This is a genomic window from Vibrio fujianensis (genome assembly GCF_002749895.1).
In the GTDB taxonomy this organism is placed as follows: Bacteria; Pseudomonadota; Gammaproteobacteria; order Enterobacterales; family Vibrionaceae; genus Vibrio; species Vibrio fujianensis.
This window is the reverse complement of the sequence record NZ_NBUS01000039.1, coordinates 178,372-195,956: the sequence shown is the minus strand read 5'-3', so window position 1 is coordinate 195,956 and position 17,585 is coordinate 178,372. Positions and strand designations below refer to the sequence as shown.

The 17,585-nt window shown below is 39.5% G+C and carries 18 protein-coding genes; 5 read left to right on the top strand and 13 right to left on the bottom strand.

Translation table 11 applies throughout. The features are described 5' to 3' along the window. From B7C60_RS17980 to B7C60_RS05670, 4 genes are all read right to left on the bottom strand, one after another. On the bottom strand, positions 1–487 hold a 487-nt coding region (locus B7C60_RS17980), incomplete at its 3' end, for a glycosyltransferase family 4 protein (protein WP_245868640.1). A gap of 19 nt (positions 488–506) precedes the next feature. Then, positions 507–1,553, bottom strand: coding sequence for a glycosyltransferase family 4 protein (locus tag B7C60_RS05680; protein WP_099610820.1), 1,047 nt, complete (start codon positions 1,551–1,553; stop codon positions 507–509). Next, on the bottom strand, positions 1,550–2,341 hold the full coding sequence (locus tag B7C60_RS05675) for a glycosyltransferase family 2 protein (RefSeq protein WP_099610819.1): 792 nt from the start codon (positions 2,339–2,341) through the stop codon (positions 1,550–1,552). The genes B7C60_RS05680 and B7C60_RS05675 overlap by 4 nt, the downstream gene beginning before the upstream one ends. Continuing rightward, complete coding sequence (locus tag B7C60_RS05670) at positions 2,334–3,389, bottom strand: glycosyltransferase family 9 protein (protein WP_099610818.1); 1,056 nt, start codon at positions 3,387–3,389, stop codon at positions 2,334–2,336. The genes B7C60_RS05675 and B7C60_RS05670 overlap by 8 nt, the downstream gene beginning before the upstream one ends. Positions 3,390–3,486: 97 nt before the next feature. Between B7C60_RS05670 and B7C60_RS05665 the strand changes: the two genes are divergently transcribed. Further along, positions 3,487–3,873: a diacylglycerol kinase gene (locus tag B7C60_RS05665; protein ID WP_099610817.1), complete on the top strand. Its 387-nt coding sequence runs from the start codon at positions 3,487–3,489 to the stop codon at positions 3,871–3,873. Between the two features lie 20 nt (positions 3,874–3,893). After that, a complete protein-coding gene (locus B7C60_RS05660; protein WP_099610816.1) occupies positions 3,894–4,601 on the top strand; it encodes a 3-deoxy-D-manno-octulosonic acid kinase in 708 nt (235 codons plus the stop codon). Here B7C60_RS05660 and waaA read toward each other — a convergent pair. The 4 genes from waaA to B7C60_RS05640 form a co-directional block, all read right to left on the bottom strand. Beyond that, positions 4,589–5,866 (bottom strand): lipid IV(A) 3-deoxy-D-manno-octulosonic acid transferase, encoded by a 1,278-nt coding sequence (gene waaA / locus B7C60_RS05655; RefSeq protein ID WP_099610815.1) that lies wholly within the window; start codon positions 5,864–5,866, stop codon positions 4,589–4,591. The two genes, B7C60_RS05660 and waaA, sit on opposite strands and share 13 nt — an antisense overlap. Next, positions 5,860–6,909 (bottom strand): lipopolysaccharide heptosyltransferase II, encoded by a 1,050-nt coding sequence (gene waaF, locus B7C60_RS05650; RefSeq protein ID WP_099610860.1) that lies wholly within the window; start codon positions 6,907–6,909, stop codon positions 5,860–5,862. Before waaF ends, waaA begins: the two co-directional genes overlap by 7 nt. A 61-nt stretch (positions 6,910–6,970) precedes the next feature. Further along, positions 6,971–8,017: a glycosyltransferase family protein gene (locus tag B7C60_RS05645; protein ID WP_245868637.1), complete on the bottom strand. Its 1,047-nt coding sequence runs from the start codon at positions 8,015–8,017 to the stop codon at positions 6,971–6,973. A 2-nt stretch (positions 8,018–8,019) separates the two neighbouring features. Continuing rightward, complete coding sequence (locus tag B7C60_RS05640; protein WP_099610814.1) at positions 8,020–8,889, bottom strand: phosphotransferase; 870 nt, start codon at positions 8,887–8,889, stop codon at positions 8,020–8,022. Positions 8,890–9,106: 217 nt separating this feature from the next. Between B7C60_RS05640 and B7C60_RS05635 the strand changes: the two genes are divergently transcribed. Genes B7C60_RS05635 through B7C60_RS05625 form a run of 3 tightly spaced genes read left to right on the top strand, consistent with a single transcriptional unit; the run spans position 9,107 to position 12,166 of the window. Beyond that, complete coding sequence (locus B7C60_RS05635; protein WP_099610813.1) at positions 9,107–10,228, top strand: glycosyltransferase; 1,122 nt, start codon at positions 9,107–9,109, stop codon at positions 10,226–10,228. Beyond that, entirely contained in the window at positions 10,215–11,201 is a 987-nt protein-coding gene (locus tag B7C60_RS05630) for a WavE lipopolysaccharide synthesis family protein (RefSeq protein WP_099610812.1), read from the top strand. The genes B7C60_RS05635 and B7C60_RS05630 overlap by 14 nt, the downstream gene beginning before the upstream one ends. A gap of 5 nt (positions 11,202–11,206) precedes the next feature. Beyond that, positions 11,207–12,166: a glycosyltransferase family 9 protein gene (locus B7C60_RS05625; RefSeq protein WP_099610811.1), complete on the top strand. Its 960-nt coding sequence runs from the start codon at positions 11,207–11,209 to the stop codon at positions 12,164–12,166. Positions 12,167–12,361: 195 nt separating this feature from the next. Here B7C60_RS05625 and B7C60_RS05620 read toward each other — a convergent pair whose 3' ends face one another. The 5 genes from B7C60_RS05620 to rfaD form a co-directional block, all read right to left on the bottom strand. Further along, positions 12,362–13,393 (bottom strand): glycosyltransferase family 4 protein, encoded by a 1,032-nt coding sequence (locus B7C60_RS05620; protein WP_099610810.1) that lies wholly within the window; start codon positions 13,391–13,393, stop codon positions 12,362–12,364. Beyond that, on the bottom strand, positions 13,390–14,571 hold the full coding sequence (locus B7C60_RS05615) for an O-antigen ligase family protein (RefSeq protein WP_157928683.1): 1,182 nt from the start codon (positions 14,569–14,571) through the stop codon (positions 13,390–13,392). Before B7C60_RS05615 ends, B7C60_RS05620 begins: the two co-directional genes overlap by 4 nt. Positions 14,572–14,575: 4 nt before the next feature. Then, on the bottom strand, positions 14,576–15,535 hold the full coding sequence (gene lpxM, locus B7C60_RS05610) for a lauroyl-Kdo(2)-lipid IV(A) myristoyltransferase (RefSeq protein ID WP_099610808.1): 960 nt from the start codon (positions 15,533–15,535) through the stop codon (positions 14,576–14,578). A 113-nt stretch (positions 15,536–15,648) separates the two neighbouring features. After that, complete coding sequence (locus tag B7C60_RS05605; RefSeq protein WP_099610807.1) at positions 15,649–16,815, bottom strand: nucleotide sugar dehydrogenase; 1,167 nt, start codon at positions 16,813–16,815, stop codon at positions 15,649–15,651. 24 nt (positions 16,816–16,839) lie between these two features. Further along, positions 16,840–17,585 (bottom strand): ADP-glyceromanno-heptose 6-epimerase (rfaD, locus tag B7C60_RS05600; RefSeq protein ID WP_245868634.1); only part of this gene is annotated, 746 nt, incomplete at its 5' end.

The following is a 17,585-nucleotide window of genomic DNA, read 5'->3' as shown; positions in this document are numbered from 1 at the left end:
CTTTATAAATGGTGACCACGCGATCTTTATGCCGCCAAACACGCTGTTTAACATCATCGGTCACGGCTTGTGCTACGCAACTAATACCATCCACTCTGGGGTGCAAATGAGTTAAATATGCCGTGGGATCATGACGATATAGTCCACCCACAGTTCCTCGGTAGGTGACTAATTTAGTGCGTTTAAAACCGATACAGGCAAACGCAGCATTGGGAATGGTTTTCGAATTCATGGCATAGACAATATCATAGGGATGAGCGCGCAACTCTGCCCGCAGCGTTTTGATGGTTGTCCAGCAGATTTTTTTACTCGGGTAGGCATCGATCACCTTGATACCGTTGTCTCGAAAGCGGGCCACGTAGTCTGCGTCGCCTTGGGTCATAATGGTTACCTCGTGCCCCAGCTTAACCATTTCAATAAACATTTCAGCTTCCGGACGAACGCTGTTCCACGCATCTTTATAAGAGCTAAAAATCAAAATTCTCATACTTTTTACCTTTATGGTGCTAGTGGCGAGGGTGGTCGACCATCACTTCTGAATATAGGGTCTGATAACGCAGCGCGGTTTGTGCAATTTGAAAATGACGCAATTTTTCTTCTCGTCCGTTAGCTAATGCATCAACCAGAATCGGATCTCGGTGAATCTGCAAAATAGCTTGTGCTAATGCTTGGGCGTCTCCGGGGGGAATCAATAAGCCAGAAACTCCGTGTTCAATGATGTCTGGAATACCGCCCGCTCGGCTACCGACCACCGGTAAACCGCTACCCATTGCCTCTAAAATGACCGAGCCTAGCCCTTCACTATAAGAAGGATGGATAAGCATATCAGCGGCGGCAAACCAATCCCCCATATTATGTTGTTTACCCATGAAATGAACATTCGTTAAACCTTGAGCTTGCTGCTCTAGGGCTGGCCGTTCTTTTCCATCCCCTAATAAGGCAAATTGAATATCAGGGGCGGTGTTGCTTAATAATCGAGCGGCGGCAATCGTGACATCAAAACCTTTGTGATGAAGCATGTTCGCTGCATGAATCACTAAACATGAATGCGAAAATTGTTCACGAATCTGAGAGACTTGCTGCTGATTCACAGGATAACAGACGGGAGAGCTTGGGATGGTGACGACTTTTTTCTGCGGATGACGCAATAAAATTTGCCGACAAATTTCCTGACTTAATCCGACCAAGGCACTGGCTGATCGGTAAGCTTGAGTAGCAAACCATCCTTCACTGAGTGGGTTATCAATTCGACGAGTAATGATATAAGGAATGTTGTGCAATTTATGCTGTAACCACGCCCAATAAATCGCTCGTCCTTCATGCACATGAATAAGGTCACAGCCTTGTGTCATGGCTTTACTATGCTGAGTGAGATAATGTTTACAGGCAATAACTCGACATGGCAGGGCTTGAACACGAGAAAAGAATGGGCTTTTCGGGTTCGCTACAACGGTGAGGCGGTAACCTAATTTGAGTTGTTGTTGTATCAGCAATAGTGTTTGATTTTCTCCACCGTGATAACCTGAAGCGAGATTGACATGGCAAATATTCATGAGCGGTCTCTTTGATTTTTCCGGACATAGTCACGCAACCAAAGGTCAGCATAGCGCGTAAAGGTCGTATTCGCACTCAATATGGCAAGTAATAAACCATGGCGACCATCTAAAAAACCACGCTTGACAATATACATTTTGAAAAAGCGAAAAAAGCCATGTAAAACAGCACCCGTGAAAGAGGAGGACTTCTTACCTTCTCGTTGATCAACCCACGCTTTCATATAGTGCTGAGTTTTTGCCGTGTATTGTGGGAGATACTCAAAAGTGTAGTGTTCTAAATAGCCGGATAATGAGAGCAGAGTGAGATGTGATGGAATTTCGACACTTTCGTGCACCAATGCAGTATTGTAGTGAGTATCCTGAGTACGATAGAGGCGAGTGACCCAGTCCGGTGACCAGCCGGAATAGCGAATTTGCTTACCAAATGCAGTGGTTAAGCGATCGATCTGATACACCGTATTAGGCTTGTCATGCTCAACCGCTTGTAAAATACTCGCTTTTAACTCAGGCGTGACTCGCTCATCGGCATCCAACCATAGGACATAATCCGATTCGACATACGATTGCGCTAAGCGGCGTTGAGGCCCAAACCCTTGCCAGTCGGTATTAACAAAAAACTTATCAGTGAAACGGCGTGCAATCGCTTCTGTTTCATCGCTACTTCCAGAGTCAAGAATAACAATTTCATCGACCCAATCAGCGACCGTTTCCAAACACGCTTGCAAGTGTTTGGCTTCATTTTTGACAATTAAGGCGACCGCCAACGTCGGAGTGGATTTAGTCATTCAGTGCTACACCTTTCATCATATGTTCAAATCTTTCAATCACGACGGATATGGCGATCCCTTGCATCAAATCCGCGCCTTTTGCTCGTGTGCTCCAAGCGAGTTCAGTGAGTGGTTTTCCCTGTTGTTTCGTCACATTATCTTCATAGACGCTGACCACATCCTCAATATTAAAATAAGGGCCGGTACGTTTTGGGTTGCTGTGCGCGTATAAACCTAACACAGGCGTGCCTTGCGTAGTGGCAATATGAGCCGGCCCTGAATCTGGAGCAAGTACTAACTTCGCTTCACCCAGTATCGCGGTTAATTGTTTTAAACTGGTTTTACCGACTAGGTTAATCACCGGTTGAGTCATTAAGTCAGCAATCTGTTTTGCTAACAACTGCTCACGAGGTGCGGGAGAGCCACATAATACGACCTGATAGCCTTGTGACACGACATAATCGGCAAATTGGGCATAACGCTCGGTTAACCAATTACGCTCATCTTTACTTGCAGCAGGACAAATGATAACGCTGGGTTTATGGTCTAATTGTTGACGAGCAAAGGCTCGTTCAGTTTCGCTAATCGGCATTGACCATGTCGGGAGAGTACGAGGCACGCCCAAATACTCAATAAACGAGAAAAAACTATCGAGTACATGGGTTGAGGCGGTATCAGTAATTTTGCAGTTAGTGAATAACCACTGACCTTCCTTAGCCCGTTTACGATGAAACCCCACTTTGTATTGCGCGCGAATGCCCAAGGTGAGTAGGCTTGCTCTTAGCGCGAGTTGCATATGGATTAAGGCATCAAAGTGCCGCCCTTGCAATTGTTGCCAAACGGCTTTCATGCCTGACCAACCCGATTTTTTATCAAACACAATCAGCTCAACGTTGTCTAACCCTTGCAATAATTGAGCTTCAACCTGACCGATAATCCAAGTCACCTTGGTCTCAGGCCAATATTGTTGCAAAGCTTGCACCGCAGCAACCGCATGACAAACATCGCCGATCGCAGAGAGACGCAAAAAACAAACAGACTTTGGTGGGGATGAAAAAAGAGGCATGCACATCGCTCACTAATTAATGAGGCTAAATTATGCAGAGTCTGCAGATAAATGTAAAATAAGCCTTTCATTAATGACCCCATGGGAGAATTCCATCATGTCATCGTCCTCTAGTGGTAAGCCCGGCGCAACAGGGATTCGCCGAATTTTCAATGCCACGGGTTATTCATGGCAAGGCTTGAAAGCCGCCTTTCGGCATGAAGCGGCCATACGGCAAGAATTGGTATTATTACTCGTCGCTGCTGGGATTTTAAGTGTCGTGGATTTACCCTTGATTGAACGGTTACTGATGTTTGCCAGCGTGGTACTGGTGTTGATTGTTGAACTGATCAACTCAGCCATAGAGGCAGTGGTGGATAGAGTGGGAGCAGAGCGGCATGAGCTGAGTGGGCGAGCAAAAGATATTGGCTCAGCCGCTGTGATGGTGAGTTTGTTACTTGCAGGGTTAATTTGGGGAAGTTTACTCTATGCTTATTACGGATAACGTGCCGCAGGAATCTTATTATGCTTAAGCAGCTTTCACTCAATAACCAAATCATCTGGTATGACGAACAGTGGATTAACGACCCCCTTCACTCATTGTTCGATGTCAGCTATTGGCAAGCGGAACAGAAAATCATCGGCAGTGCCACAGGCCGCGGTACCACGTGGTTTATTGCCATGCAGCAGCTTGCAGTGGCACTGCGTCATTACCGGCGAGGCGGATTATTCGGCAAGTTAGTGAGTGATCACTACTGGTTTCAGAGTTGGCAAAAAACTCGTAGCTACGCTGAATTTCATCTCTTGCATTATTTGCGTGAGCAAGGGGTAAATGTCCCACGCCCGATTGCGGCCCGTGCCGTTAAACAAGGGCTTTTCTATCAAGCGGACTTATTGAGCGAAAAAATCACCAATGCGCGAGATTTGGTGGCCATCTTGCAAGAAAACGCCCTAACAGAAAGTCAATATATGGCGATAGGAAAAGAGATTGCTAAGCTGCATCGGGCTCAGGTGAATCATACCGATTTGAATATCCACAATATATTGCTCGATGAACACAATACCGTATGGATTATTGATTTTGATAAATGCTACCAGCAAAAAGGTGACCACTGGAAGGCCGCTAATTTACAGCGTTTGCTACGCTCTTTTCGTAAAGAGCAGCAGCGGTTTGATATTGTGTGGCAAGAGTCACAGTGGCAATCTCTATTGGCTGGCTATCATGCAGAATAGTGGGTTGGCGATAAAATAGCTTGTACGGTTTTTTCTAAAGCGCCACGATTCTCTTCCACCACCTGCTGTGCTCTTTGCCCCATCGCTTGCATCCTTGCGGGGTGACCAAATAATGCCACTAAAGCGGCGCTGATCTCGGATGCCGAATGACAAATCATCACAGCGTCAGCGGTTAACAAATCGTCAGTAACTTGGGAAAAATTATAATAACTTGGGCCATTCAGTATCGGTTTAGCTAATGCGGCGGGCTCTAATGGGTTATGGCCGCCCACTTTATTGCCCAGCAAACTTCCTGCCATAAAGCAAATATCGGCACTTCCAATCAACGTTAGCATCTCGCCCATGGTATCCCCAAGGTAGATCTCAGTTGGTTCTGTCATAGGTTCAGTTCGACGGCTAACGGTAAAACCTTGCGTCCGGCATAGTAAATCTACCGACTTAAAACGTTCTGGATGGCGAGGGACCAAAATTAATAATGCATCAGGATAGTGACTTAGCAATTGACGATGCGCTGCAAGGCACATTTCATCTTCACCTTGATGGGTGCTGGCGGCGATCCAAATTGGACGATCTTGGCCTAATTGTTCACGTAACGTCTGCCCTTGTTGACGGATCTCATCGGTGATGGTGATGTCATATTTAATCGAACCCGTTACTGATATTTTATGCGGGTCGATACCTAATCGGAGAAAACGTGCTGCATCACTCTGGTATTGGCAAAGCAACTGACTAATATGTTGAGAAAGCAGATGAAATATGGATTGGAAACGTTGGTAGCGGCGGCAAGAGCGTTCCGATAAACGGGCATTAATCACGGTAATGGGAATATTGCGCGTGGCAACGCAATGCAATGTATTGGGCCAGAGTTCGGTTTCCATAATCAGCAATTGGCTAGGCTGAATGGCATTAAGGAATCCATTAATGCAAAGAGGAAAGTCCAGCGGCATATAACGATGTTCAACGAGAGCGGATAATTTTTCGATCTGCTCGGCACCGGTACTGGTGGTGGTGGTGACCACAATCGATAAATTAGGCTGACGCTCTTTTATTGCTTGAATAATGGGGGTCGCTGCAATCGCTTCTCCCACCGAAACCGCATGAATCCATAACGGTTTATCCGCAGCATTTCGTTTTGGCGTTATCCCAAAATGCTCTTTCCAGCGCCGACCAAAGGCGGGTTTTCCGGCCCGTTTTTTATACAACCCATATAACATAAAAGGGGCGGCGATCAGCAACAAAAAAGTATATAAAGCACGAATCAGCATAGCTCTACATCCGTGTTAAAAGCCTCGATAGCGTTAATAACCTGTTTGGGAGCAAGCTCAGTTAAACATTTTAAATGCCCGTAAGGGCATTCACGCTTAAAGCAGGGGCGGCAGTCAATATCGGTATGTACAACCGCACTTTTTTCTGCCAGCGGCGGGGTATAGTGCGGTGAGGTTGAACCATAAACACCGACCACTTGGCAACCCGCCGCCGCCGCCACATGCATTAAGCCAGAATCATTACTGACCACCGTTTGGCAGCAAGAAAGCAAATCCACGGCCTCAATTAGGCTCGTTTTTCCAGCTAAATCACCGATATTTTTTCTTAGATCGTCTGGAATTTGTGCCACAATCGCTTGAGTTGTCACTTGATCTTTCGCGGAGCCAAAAAGCCAGACTTGCTTACCTTGTTGCAGAAAATGTATAGCGACTTGCGCATAGTGAGCCGTCGGCCACTGTTTTGCCGGGCCAAACTCAGCACCAGGACAGAGGCCGATAGTGTCAGTCAATGCTAAAGCAAACTTTCTTGCCGTGGCTTGTTGCTGCTCTGTCGTGATGGTTAACCTGGGTTTAGGTAATTGATCGATTCCGCCCAACGCTGCTGAACCGGTCATCTTAAACTTAGGGTGAGCTAACGCGACATAGCGTTCAATCATATATTGAAATGCTTTTTTATTCGGGCGCACATCATTTAATAAGCCATAGCGCATTTCCCCTTTCCAGCCAGTACGGACAGGGATACCCGCAAACCAAGCAATCAGAGCGGATTTGGCGGAATTCGGCAGCACATAGGCATGATCATATTGACCACGTAAAGAGCGCCCCAGTTGCCGACGTGCAAAAAAGTTAAACTCACCATGGGCAAAAGGCAGTTCAAGTGCGCGGTTGACTTCGGGCATCCGCTCTAAAATCGGTTTACACCAAGCGGGAGCCATCACATCGATCAACGCGTCAGGATGTTGCTGTTTAAGGGTGATATATAAGCACTGCGACATCACCATATCGCCGACCCAAGATGGGCCTATGATCAGAATACGATTCATAAACTTATTAAAATGATCCATTGTGAGAGAAAAGGGGCAAGCCCCTTGATGGTTTGAGCATTTAATCGTCGAAAAGGTTCTTTAATGTTTCACGATCTCGCTCTAAGTTAATTGCTACCGCTGATGGATAAGGATTAGTCGCTGAATAATCATTAATTAAAAAACGTCGTGTATGTGGAAGTCCAAATAAGCATCGGTCAACTCTAACCCCAAACTTAGCTAGCTCTGAAACGGTGTAATCAATTTCGCTTTCCGGTCGAGAAGAGGTCAACACAAGAAATAATCCCCCTTCTTTTTGTAATTCACTAATTTTTTTTAAATTTGACTCTAATCCTTTGGTTTTCCAACCATTTTTTGCAAACTTACTTCCATTTTTAAGTAACACACCATCGACATCACAAAAGACCGTAATGTGCTTTTTACAGTAATGACGATATTCGCGCAGAGTGCCCCAATCAATATAATTGGATGCCGATTTGCGCATAAACTCCTCGTTGGACATGAGCATCTTATAGATGACATGGGAGATGTAGACCTCTTTTTCAGAGTTTATAGACTCAAAAACTTGGCAAAATTTTTCTGCTGACTGAAAACTATAACCACCACAGCAGAAAAAGTTACTGATCACTTCTTTTTCAACAATATTGGAAATAATGCCTAAAGAGTCGACTTCAACGTAACTTTTATTTTTTGCATCAACTAGTTCGATATCATTTAAATCAATGGTAGCGACACTATTGATTGGTTCTGGCTGGCAAGAAAAAACGTTATCGCAATCTTTTATAAAGATAGAACCGTCAATATTGCCTTGTTTAATAGCTTGATAAATTGTTTCTGACTGTGAACTGGTTGGTTGCTCTAAGATAACTAATTCAGGCACAACCGAAGTTGATCTTTCAAAGCTTTCCAGCACCATGTTTTCCGAGGTGTACTGGTCTAAATGTTCTTGTAAACATACGATTACCACTTTATCAAAAATTGAGAGATCAATTTTTTCAACCGATTTCTCAATCATCAGCTTGCCATCTGGCATAGTGAGTAACCACTTTGGTCTCATGTTAGGAAAGCGTGATGAGCGGCCTGCAACAGGAAGTATTAACGTAAACATAATCACCTTGCTAATTTATTCATTGATTTAGCCATAACGTCGTTAAACCAACGGATGGTTATTGAATCTTGAGAGTTGATATAAGGAGCGATGCGTAATAGTGTCAAAACTTCAATCACTCGCATTTCGTAGTTAAATAATCGATTTAACGTTGTCAAAAAGTTGGGGTAGGCATGTTGGCAAAAGATCTCACCTTTTATACGAATGCTTTCTTTTTCTTTGCGAAAACTCCAGCCATATTCAAAGTCTTGGACGATTTTGGCAGCATCTTGAAGTGGGCTATCAATTTCACAACTTAAAAAATCAAATAGATAAAGCTGGTTATCCTCAGTGATTTTTAAATTTGCCAGTGTCAGATCACCATGGCAACTGCCCATTGGCATTTGAAGATCTTGTCGACAATAAGCACGAAATTCTGTAATTTGCTGACCAAGCTCGGGAAACAAGTGAAAATTACCCTTCAGTTTTTGCTCGATTTCATTGAGCTTAAGATGAATGGCATCGACAGGATAAATATTATCCTCGCTCAGGGCGACGCTATTGAGCAGATAAAAATCTAAGGCTGTTTTTAAGTTTCTTGCAACGGTCTTTGAACCTCGGTAAGCCATTCTCTCTCCACCCAAACCTTCAATATAAGGCATAGTGATAGATAATAGCTTCTCTTCTCTGATTAGATGGGTAATCGGAATGGCTTGTATTGTGTATGTTGGAGTTGGGAGTGGAGTAAAGCAGCATTGCTTTTCAACGCCTAGATAGTTTTTATCCAGAGAAGTAGTGATCGTTTTTTGTACTAGATAGTGTTTGCCATCTCTGATAACTTGTAACTGAGCGCCTGAATGCGATGCTGACTGAATTTTTTCACTAATATCCATAACGAATAAAGATGCCTCTAAGAGGGTAGACTGAGTTATTAGTCGTGTAATACTTTTGATGGTAAAGTATACAATGAAAGTAAGGGAACTAAAAGTTTAACTATAACAAAATATAAAAAAAATCAACTTAATAGAAAAATTTAAGAATATATTAATTATTAATATGTTCGTTTATGATAATATTGAATTTTAAATAATAAATTACTAATGGAATCGTATGAAAATTGCATTTTTAGTCAGTGGTAATTATAACACAAGCTTATACTCTGTTACGAAAGAGACGATTGACTATTTAAGAATGCAAGGTGTTCAGGTAGACTTGATTTTTTTAGATAGTGATAACTATTCACTTCTTGATAGTGATAATAAAATAGATATAGAAAAATATCACCAAGGGAAGTTTAATGAATTTTTTTCTAGAATTACAAAAAAAATAATAGGTCGTCATGCGTATGATTTTTTAAGAAGTAGATGGATTACTAAATATTTAGAAGAGGATATAAGAGATTACGACATAATATTTGTTCATGGTAGTATATATATATTATTGCATACTCTGTCTATTCCCCATATGTGTGTTTTACATAGCTGTAAATTTGATAATTTTTTGGGGCATCGCCGCGGGTTAAAAAAGAAAATTTATCAATATATATATAGGAGGGTTTATGATAATAAATATCTTCTTACAGTATCCGAGTCTGTAAAACTCGATTTAATTCATAAGATGAGATCTATACCTCTTAGTATTGAAACAATATATAATGGATTCAATTTTAAAAAATTGGTTGATAAATCTAATGAAGGGGATACACAGAATGTACCAGAAAATTTCATTATGGCTGCAGGTAGACCCGATAGAACTAAACGTTTTGATATTTTATTACAAGCCTATGCAAAAAGTCGACAAAAACTACCGCTAGTGATTTTTGGTGATGGTCGGAATTTGAATAAAATTAAGCGATTGGCTATTAAGTTAAAGATTGATAATAAGGTGATATTCTGGGGGTTTTGTAATGATTTATTACCTTATTTTAAACAAGCTAGTGCGTATATTTTAAGTTCGGATGTTGAGGGGTTGCCGACAGTGGTTATCGAAAGTTTAGCTGTAGGGACACCTGTAGTTGCCACTGATGTCGGTGGCGTTAGCGAATTATTAGGTGAACGCTTAAAAGAATGGATTGTCCCCCGTCGAGATGTTGATGCATTAGCCAGAAAGATCGATCAAGTGCTTGAGTCGCCTCCATTAGTAGGCCCAGAAGATCTTACTTTTTTAGACTATCGAGTTGTTGGTGAAAAATATAAAAAGCTAAGTGAGAAAATGAAAAATGGATTATTGTGATATTACTGTTGTGGTACAAGGCCCGGTACAAACGTTTCAAGATCGCCCGCAAGAGGATAATATAACTCAAAAATGTATCGCGTCTATTCGGGAGTATCTCCCTGGAGCACATATAATTCTTTCAACTTGGCCAGAACAAGATCTGACAGGATTGGATTATGATGAACTTGTTATATCCAAGGATCCCGGCTCAAACATACGTGATTATAATTTAAATGGAACTCCTCATTATTATAATAATAATAGACAAATTGTTTCTACAATAGAGGGACTTAAAAAGGTTAAGACTAAGTACTCTGTAAAACTGAGAAGTGATAATTATTTGACATCAAATAATTTTGTTAAATTACAACAAGAATTTAATAAAAGGACTGAAGAATATTGTTTTTTCAAGGAAAGAGTCATTGTTTCAAATGTTTTTACTCGTAAATATGCAAAAGGATTTCGTGTAGCATTTCATGTAAGCGACTTCTTTTATTATGGTCTTACAGAGGATTTATTGTCTTTATGGGATATTCCTCTTTTTAATGATTTTAAATCTACTTGTCAAGTTAAATATTATGATAGCTATCCTTATTTTATTACAGATTGTACTCAAGAGTTATTTTTATCGGGATTAAAGAAATTTAAAAGTTCATTAAATATTATTCACTTGCTTGATATTTCCAATGACAAGATAATTGAATCGGAACATATATATGCAAATAATTTAATCATTGTGCCTCAAGAACAGTTAGGTCTAGGATTGTGTCAGAAATTTTTAGGTAAATCTCGAGTTTCTAGAGCTAAAGGTAAATGTGCTCACTATCAATACCATGAATGGTTAGCATTATATAAAAAATATTGTGATAAAAATATACATATTCCATTGTTTAAATGGTTATCAATAAAAGTTTTTTTCCAGCGTTGTTTGTATGTTTTCCCAACAAAATTGGAAACTTGGTATAAAATGTATAAGCGCTCTAGAGGTTGAATTTTATGAAGTCTTTAGATTTTAATCCTAATAAAGAAAAAACAGCATTAATTATTCATATATCGGGGATCGGTGATGTTATCTCTGGTTTATATGTTACAAATCCAATTATATCTAAGGGTTTCAAAGTAAGTTATCTTATTTTACCTGAGCTAAAAGGATTATTTAGCAATTCTGGTATAAATGAGTATTTTCCAGACTGTTTGCCAAATGAAAATTTTGACTTAATTATTGATCTTACTTCAGATAATAAGAGTAGAAGATTAATTAATAAACTTAATAGCAAATATAAAATTGGCCGTTATCGAAATTTATGGAGTCTTTTAAAAAATAAAAGGTATTATAAAAAACAAGTTAAGAAATATCCAGGTTATAAACACCCATTACATATAGCATTCGATTTTTATTCTATTTTGGACTTCTTTAAATTAGAAGAGCCATCAGGAACATATTTAGAATTCAAAACAGATAAAAAAAATAATGATGAAATTTGTATCCATGTTGGAGCTAGAAATCGTTTAAGGTGTATTCCATTTAATTTGATTATTGAACTCTGTAAATACTTTAAAAAAGAAGGATTACCTGTTCGTCTTATCGGAAATGAAATGGATATTATTGAAGAAGTATTAAAAAATACTGATAATTATCCATCCTATGATCCTGGAGATCTTTCTAAAGTAAAGGAACAATTATTTTGTTCGCAATTAGTTATTGCTCCTGATAGTGGTATCTTTCATCTTGCTTCAGCTTTAGGTACTAAATGTATAGGACTATATGGGCCTAATACTTACGCTCGTAGTGGAAGTATTAATAATAATGCACATTGTATAGAATTAGATTTTCCATGTCGTCCGTGTAATCAAAATATGGATTGTTCTTATAATATTAGGTGCTTAAATAGTATTACTATGGAGCATTTGCTACCACTAATAAAAAACATTCTTAATATTAATGATGGGGATTAGTGATTAAAAAATGAAATTTTATTCAAAACCTCGTCTAGCATTATTTTATGTTTTATCATGTGTCTTATTTAAAAAAACATAAAATATTTTGTAAGCGTGGATTTATTACCACGCTTCACTTTTGTTATAAATGGCTTCGATTTATATTCGGTTAATATTTTTACTTATATAATCTCTATATATCAAGAGACTTATTTATTGTGTTGGTTTTTGAGAAAATATTATATTCATAGATCGGGATGCATAATCTTCATTGTTATAATCTAGTCCTTGTTGAGCATCCTGACAAAGTTTTTGGTATAATTCTTTATCATAATAGAGTTTTTTTACTTGTTCAACAAACCAATCAACATCTATTATATCATTAATAAAATCATTATAGCTGCTGGGAAGTATTTCAGAAGCGCCAACATTTCTAGTTGTAATTACTGGGATTCCCATAGATAAAGCTTCTGGTATAACCATTCCAAATTCTTCAAATCGGGCAGGATATATAAATATATCTACAGCACTTAACCAATATTCTGGTGTTGAGTTTTTCTCTTTGTATATAAATTTATTAGAGCTAACTATGTCATGGTTTAAATAATCACTAGGAAATTTCTTAGCTCCCATAATGAAGAATTTAATATTACTTATATTATTTAACTTTTCACATATTGCAATGAAATAATCTAGTCCCCTTTTTTTTAAATCACCTGATGTAATAAATCCAACAACCAATTCATTATCATTGATATTTAATTTTTTTCTTGCTTTACTTCTGTTTTTTTTCTTCACTTCAATATTGAATTTATTATGATTGTAGCCTGGGTATACTATACATATATTTTCTCTTTTATAGCCTTGTTCTAATAACTTATCTTTTGTGAATAATGAGTTTGTTATTATTTTACAATTGCTTTTTTTTAACCATGTGAAATAACTAATATTCTCTTTTTCCAAAGGGATATTATGAATAAAAGTAATATCAGCGTTAACCAGACTTGTATCATGGTCAATTATGAATATGGGATCATTGTTTTTTTTATTTAAAATCAAATGATTGTTTTTTACTTTTGCTTTATTTGCAATGACTTTGTTTTTTAAAAAGATCTGTAACCATCCTTTTTTACAATAAATAGAAAATTTTTTATTTATCTCTTTAAGCTTTTCTATTTGCATCGATATTAACTGCCCGGTACCACTTTTAAATGATATTTTTTTTCTATATATAATATATTTCATTGGGCTACCTTTTTTATATTACATAAGGGGATTATTACGAGAAGATATAAATATATAGTTTGGCTATGACTTAATGGTACATCTGTCAAACCTGAGATAAAATATAGCAAAGATACAGAAATGATAAAGGGCGCATAATTTAATTTATTATGAACAGCTAAGTATATAGGGGTGATATACATCATTATCAGTAGCAGTACGCCAAATACCCCATATTTAACCAGTGTATCGATTAGTTGATTATGATAATGTTGATTTTTAAACTTAACAAGTTCTTGGCTCACTTGACCTTGATTAGCCAGCTCTTCTAATATCATTTGATGTGAACTACCAACACCAAAAAGCCAATTATCCCTTACAACAAGAAATGAGGCATTCCACATTTGCAGCCGCAGCCCAATAGATGTGTTAAGATTCCCTTCTTTTATCTCTTGAATTTCTGCATTTGTTTGTGCTATACGATGATTAATTTTATCCTGAAACATAAAAAAACCAATCAGTAAGCTGATAATAGAAATGAGGATATATTTCCACATTTTTTTTGAATGCCTAAACTGAAAAAATAGCATCATTATCATAGAGAAAAATAAGGCAAGCCATACCCCTCTAGAAAGGCTGAGAATGACACAAGTCGTAGACAATATGGTAGTTATCAACCCTATTAACTTAATATTCTTCTCTTGATGTGATAAAAAGAAATATAGGCCAGCTAAAGAAAAAACTGAACAGAAGGTTGCATAAGGAATAACATTGACGAGTCCAGCAGAACGTGACAACCCAAGATAGAATGTATAGTAAAGGCTATTTAAAAATAACATCATGGAGCCAATTAATATTAGGCCTAACATGATTTTTTTTGAAAGTAATTTTCTAGGGAAAAATAGAGTGACCAAGCTGCCAGCAATAAAAGATCGTAATAGACTCGGGCTTGCCCCTTGAAGTTGGTACAATATGGATAGATATATAGAAAATAAGATCGATACGATAAAAATAGGGTTCTTTATATTTTCATAAACGATTTTTTTTCCATAAAATATAAAGCTGGTGAGCATTGATATGAGGGAGAAAACCACCATGTTTTTATCGCCATTAGATAAAAAATTCAACCCAAGTATTAGGAATAAATAAGGGGATAGAATTAAGCTGTTTGTTATTATTAATGATTTATTATTAGTCATAATTTTACTTACTATACGGATTCTCATCACTATCCGGGCGAGTTTTTAGCAGACGTAAAATCCACATATACTGTTCTGGTCGTTGTGTGACATAGGCTTCAATACATTGGTTCATCATGCGAGCGTCTTGTCGATCATCTCCGGTTGGGAAAGGTAATGCTGGATAAAAGTCTAGTTCATAACGACCGGTTTCGGTATTAAAGATCGTAAACAACGGAACCACCTTCGCTTTACTCAAGGTAGCGAGTCGACCTAAACTTGCTATTGTCGCCTTTTGGGTAGCAAAAAAATCGACAAAAACACTATGTTTTTTACCGAGATCTTCATCGGGTAGGTAGTAGCCTAAATAGCCATCTTTACGTATTGATTTAAGAAATGGTTTGATGCCAACACTACGGTCATAGACTCGACCACCATACTGCACGCGTTGCTTATGCATTAACCAATCGGAAACGGGATTTTTTTGTTTTTTGGCCATCGCACAAACCGGTAAGCCACGCGATGCTAATAAAATAGCAGGGATATCAATTGCCCAAGTATGCGGAACTAAGAGAATTACATTTTCGCCTTGATTCAGTATTTGTTCTACATTTTCAAAGTCTTTTATGAAAGTATTTTTCTCCAGCCATTGCTTGTTTCTCAGCGACATTGAAGCAAAGCCCATTAAAAACATAATGGATGTCACGTACATATCCAAAAGAATCTGCTCGCGCTCAGTGATACTTTTATCGGGGAAGCACATCGCCAAGTTGACCCGCGCGCGATTATTAGCTTTACTTTTTACCCGAACCGCAAGAGTAGCCAAACCACGGGCGATGGCGCGTTTGAGTCTATTAGGAAAGAAGCTAGCTAGGCAGGCAAAAAAAACAGCAAGCCAAGTGCCCCAGTAACGAGGGTGAAGAAAATGCCATTGAAATTGAGGGTAATAGGCGTGTTCATCAAAGTCATTGCGTGGTGATGGCATAAATTACTCAGCGTAAATGAGGTCGATTGTTTAAATTTGCGGCGCAGTATAACAGCTCATTGCCAAGCGCGACAGTGACAAGTTCGCCGCCGAATAGACGGCGGCAAGCGGTGTTAGTCACTACCAAACAAGTCCCTTGTGTAGACTTTATCGGCAACATTGCTAAGGTCATCGGTCATGCGGTTAGACACAATCACATCTGCTTCTTGTTTAAACGCTTCGAGATCATCAATCACTCGAGAATGGAAGAAGTGGCTCTCTTTGAGTACCGGCTCATAGACAATCACTTCAATCCCTTTCGCTTTTAAGCGTTTCATGATGCCTTGAATGCTAGAGGCACGGAAATTATCCGACCCCGCTTTCATGATCAAGCGATAAATACCGACAACCTTGGGATTACGTTTTAGTATTGAATCGGCAATAAAATCTTTGCGGGTGCGGTTGGCATCCACAATGGCTGAAATAATATTATTCGGCACCGCTTGATAGTTGGCTAATAACTGCTTGGTATCCTTCGGTAGGCAATAGCCACCATAGCCAAAAGAAGGATTGTTATAATGATTGCCAATACGTGGATCTAACCCGACCCCTTCAATAATTTGTCGAGTGTCTAAGCCGTTCACTTCCGCGTAGGAATCCAATTCGTTGAAATAAGCCACTCGTAGCGCAAGATAGGTATTAGAGAATAGCTTTACTGCTTCTGCTTCGGTTGAATGGGTAAATAGAACCGGGATCTCTTCTTTTTGTGCCCCTTCGACCAGTAAATCGGCAAACACTTTAGCTCGCTCACTCTGCTCACCTACGATGATCCGCGACGGGTATAAATTATCGTACAGTGCTTTACCTTCGCGAAGAAACTCAGGAGAAAATAGAATATTATCGCACTGAAATTCTTGCTTAATTCGTGCCGTGTAACCGACCGGCACGGTTGATTTGATCACCATCACCGCATTCGGGTTAATGGCCATCACATCACGAATCACCGCTTCAACGGAAGAGGTATTAAAGTAGTTGGTTTGTGGATCGTAGTCGGTTGGAGTGGCAATAATGACAAAGTCGGCATCGAGATAAGCATGTTCTTTATCGAGGGTGGCAACAAAGTTGAGTGCTTTATGGTGTAGAAAGTCTTCAATTTCTTTATCGACAATCGGTGACTGACGTTGATTCAGCATGGTTACTTTTTCTTCAATAATGTCTAAAGCCACCACTTGATGATGCTGCGCCAGCAACATCGCATTGGATAGACCGACATAGCCGGTTCCTGCTACTGCTATTTTCACGCTGTTTTTCCTATCAATAAAATATTAACGATTAATGATTGCCATATACTCAGCCACGCCCTCGGCGACAGTTTTAAAGGTGATATCACAGCCGGCGGCACGCAGTTTGGTTAAATCGGCTTGAGTATATTCTTGATACGCCCCTTTTAGATGCTCAGGGAAGGGGATAGTTTCTACTTGGCCGCGACCGTGATACGTAATGACCGCATTAGCAACTTCATTAAACGATTCTGCATGGCCCGTTCCACAGTTAAAAATGCCAGATACGCCATGGTCCATAAACCACAGATTGACTGCGGCGACATCACCAACATAAACAAAATCGCGTTTAAAGTGTTCGCTACCGGCAAACAGCTTAGGATTTTCGCCCGCCTTCATTTGATTATTGAGATGGAAGGCAACCGAAGCCATGGAGCCTTTGTGCTGCTCACGTGGGCCGTAGACGTTAAAATAACGAAAGCCAGTGATTTGAGAGAGCGTTTCATTGTGCTCGGCAGCATCTTGCCACAAGCGGCGAACGTAATTATCAAATTGTTGTTTAGAATAGCCATAAACATTGAGTGCGCCTTCATATTCAGGCTCTTCAATAAAGGTATCGGTATCACCATAAGTTGCAGCAGAAGAGGCATATAGGAAGGGGATTTCACGATCCAAACAGAAGTGCAGCAGCTCTTTCGAATATTCATAGTTATTGAGCATGATGTATTTGCCATCCCACTCCGTTGTCGCCGAACAAGCGCCTTCATGGAAAACAGCGTCTATCGGACCAA

Bases quoted from the DNA above. Each gene is read 5' to 3' on its own strand.
- B7C60_RS05645 (WP_245868637.1), bottom strand. From the start codon at position 8,017: ATGTTTACGTTAATACTTCCTGTTGCAGGCCGCTCATCACGCTTTCCT.
- B7C60_RS05620 (WP_099610810.1), bottom strand. From the start codon at position 13,393: ATGAAATATATTATATATAGAAAAAAAATATCATTTAAAAGTGGTACC.
- B7C60_RS05625 (WP_099610811.1), top strand. From the start codon at position 11,207: ATGAAGTCTTTAGATTTTAATCCTAATAAAGAAAAAACAGCATTAATT.
- B7C60_RS05665 (WP_099610817.1), top strand. From the start codon at position 3,487: ATGTCATCGTCCTCTAGTGGTAAGCCCGGCGCAACAGGGATTCGCCGA.
- lpxM (WP_099610808.1), bottom strand. From the start codon at position 15,535: ATGCCATCACCACGCAATGACTTTGATGAACACGCCTATTACCCTCAA.
- B7C60_RS05675 (WP_099610819.1), bottom strand. From the start codon at position 2,341: ATGACTAAATCCACTCCGACGTTGGCGGTCGCCTTAATTGTCAAAAAT.
- B7C60_RS05660 (WP_099610816.1), top strand. From the start codon at position 3,894: ATGCTTAAGCAGCTTTCACTCAATAACCAAATCATCTGGTATGACGAA.
- B7C60_RS05630 (WP_099610812.1), top strand. From the start codon at position 10,215: ATGGATTATTGTGATATTACTGTTGTGGTACAAGGCCCGGTACAAACG.
- B7C60_RS05640 (WP_099610814.1), bottom strand. From the start codon at position 8,889: ATGGATATTAGTGAAAAAATTCAGTCAGCATCGCATTCAGGCGCTCAG.
- B7C60_RS05670 (WP_099610818.1), bottom strand. From the start codon at position 3,389: ATGCCTCTTTTTTCATCCCCACCAAAGTCTGTTTGTTTTTTGCGTCTC.
- B7C60_RS05635 (WP_099610813.1), top strand. From the start codon at position 9,107: ATGAAAATTGCATTTTTAGTCAGTGGTAATTATAACACAAGCTTATAC.
- waaA (WP_099610815.1), bottom strand. From the start codon at position 5,866: ATGCTGATTCGTGCTTTATATACTTTTTTGTTGCTGATCGCCGCCCCT.
- B7C60_RS05615 (WP_157928683.1), bottom strand. From the start codon at position 14,571: ATGACTAATAATAAATCATTAATAATAACAAACAGCTTAATTCTATCC.
- B7C60_RS05680 (WP_099610820.1), bottom strand. From the start codon at position 1,553: ATGAATATTTGCCATGTCAATCTCGCTTCAGGTTATCACGGTGGAGAA.
- waaF (WP_099610860.1), bottom strand. From the start codon at position 6,909: ATGAATCGTATTCTGATCATAGGCCCATCTTGGGTCGGCGATATGGTG.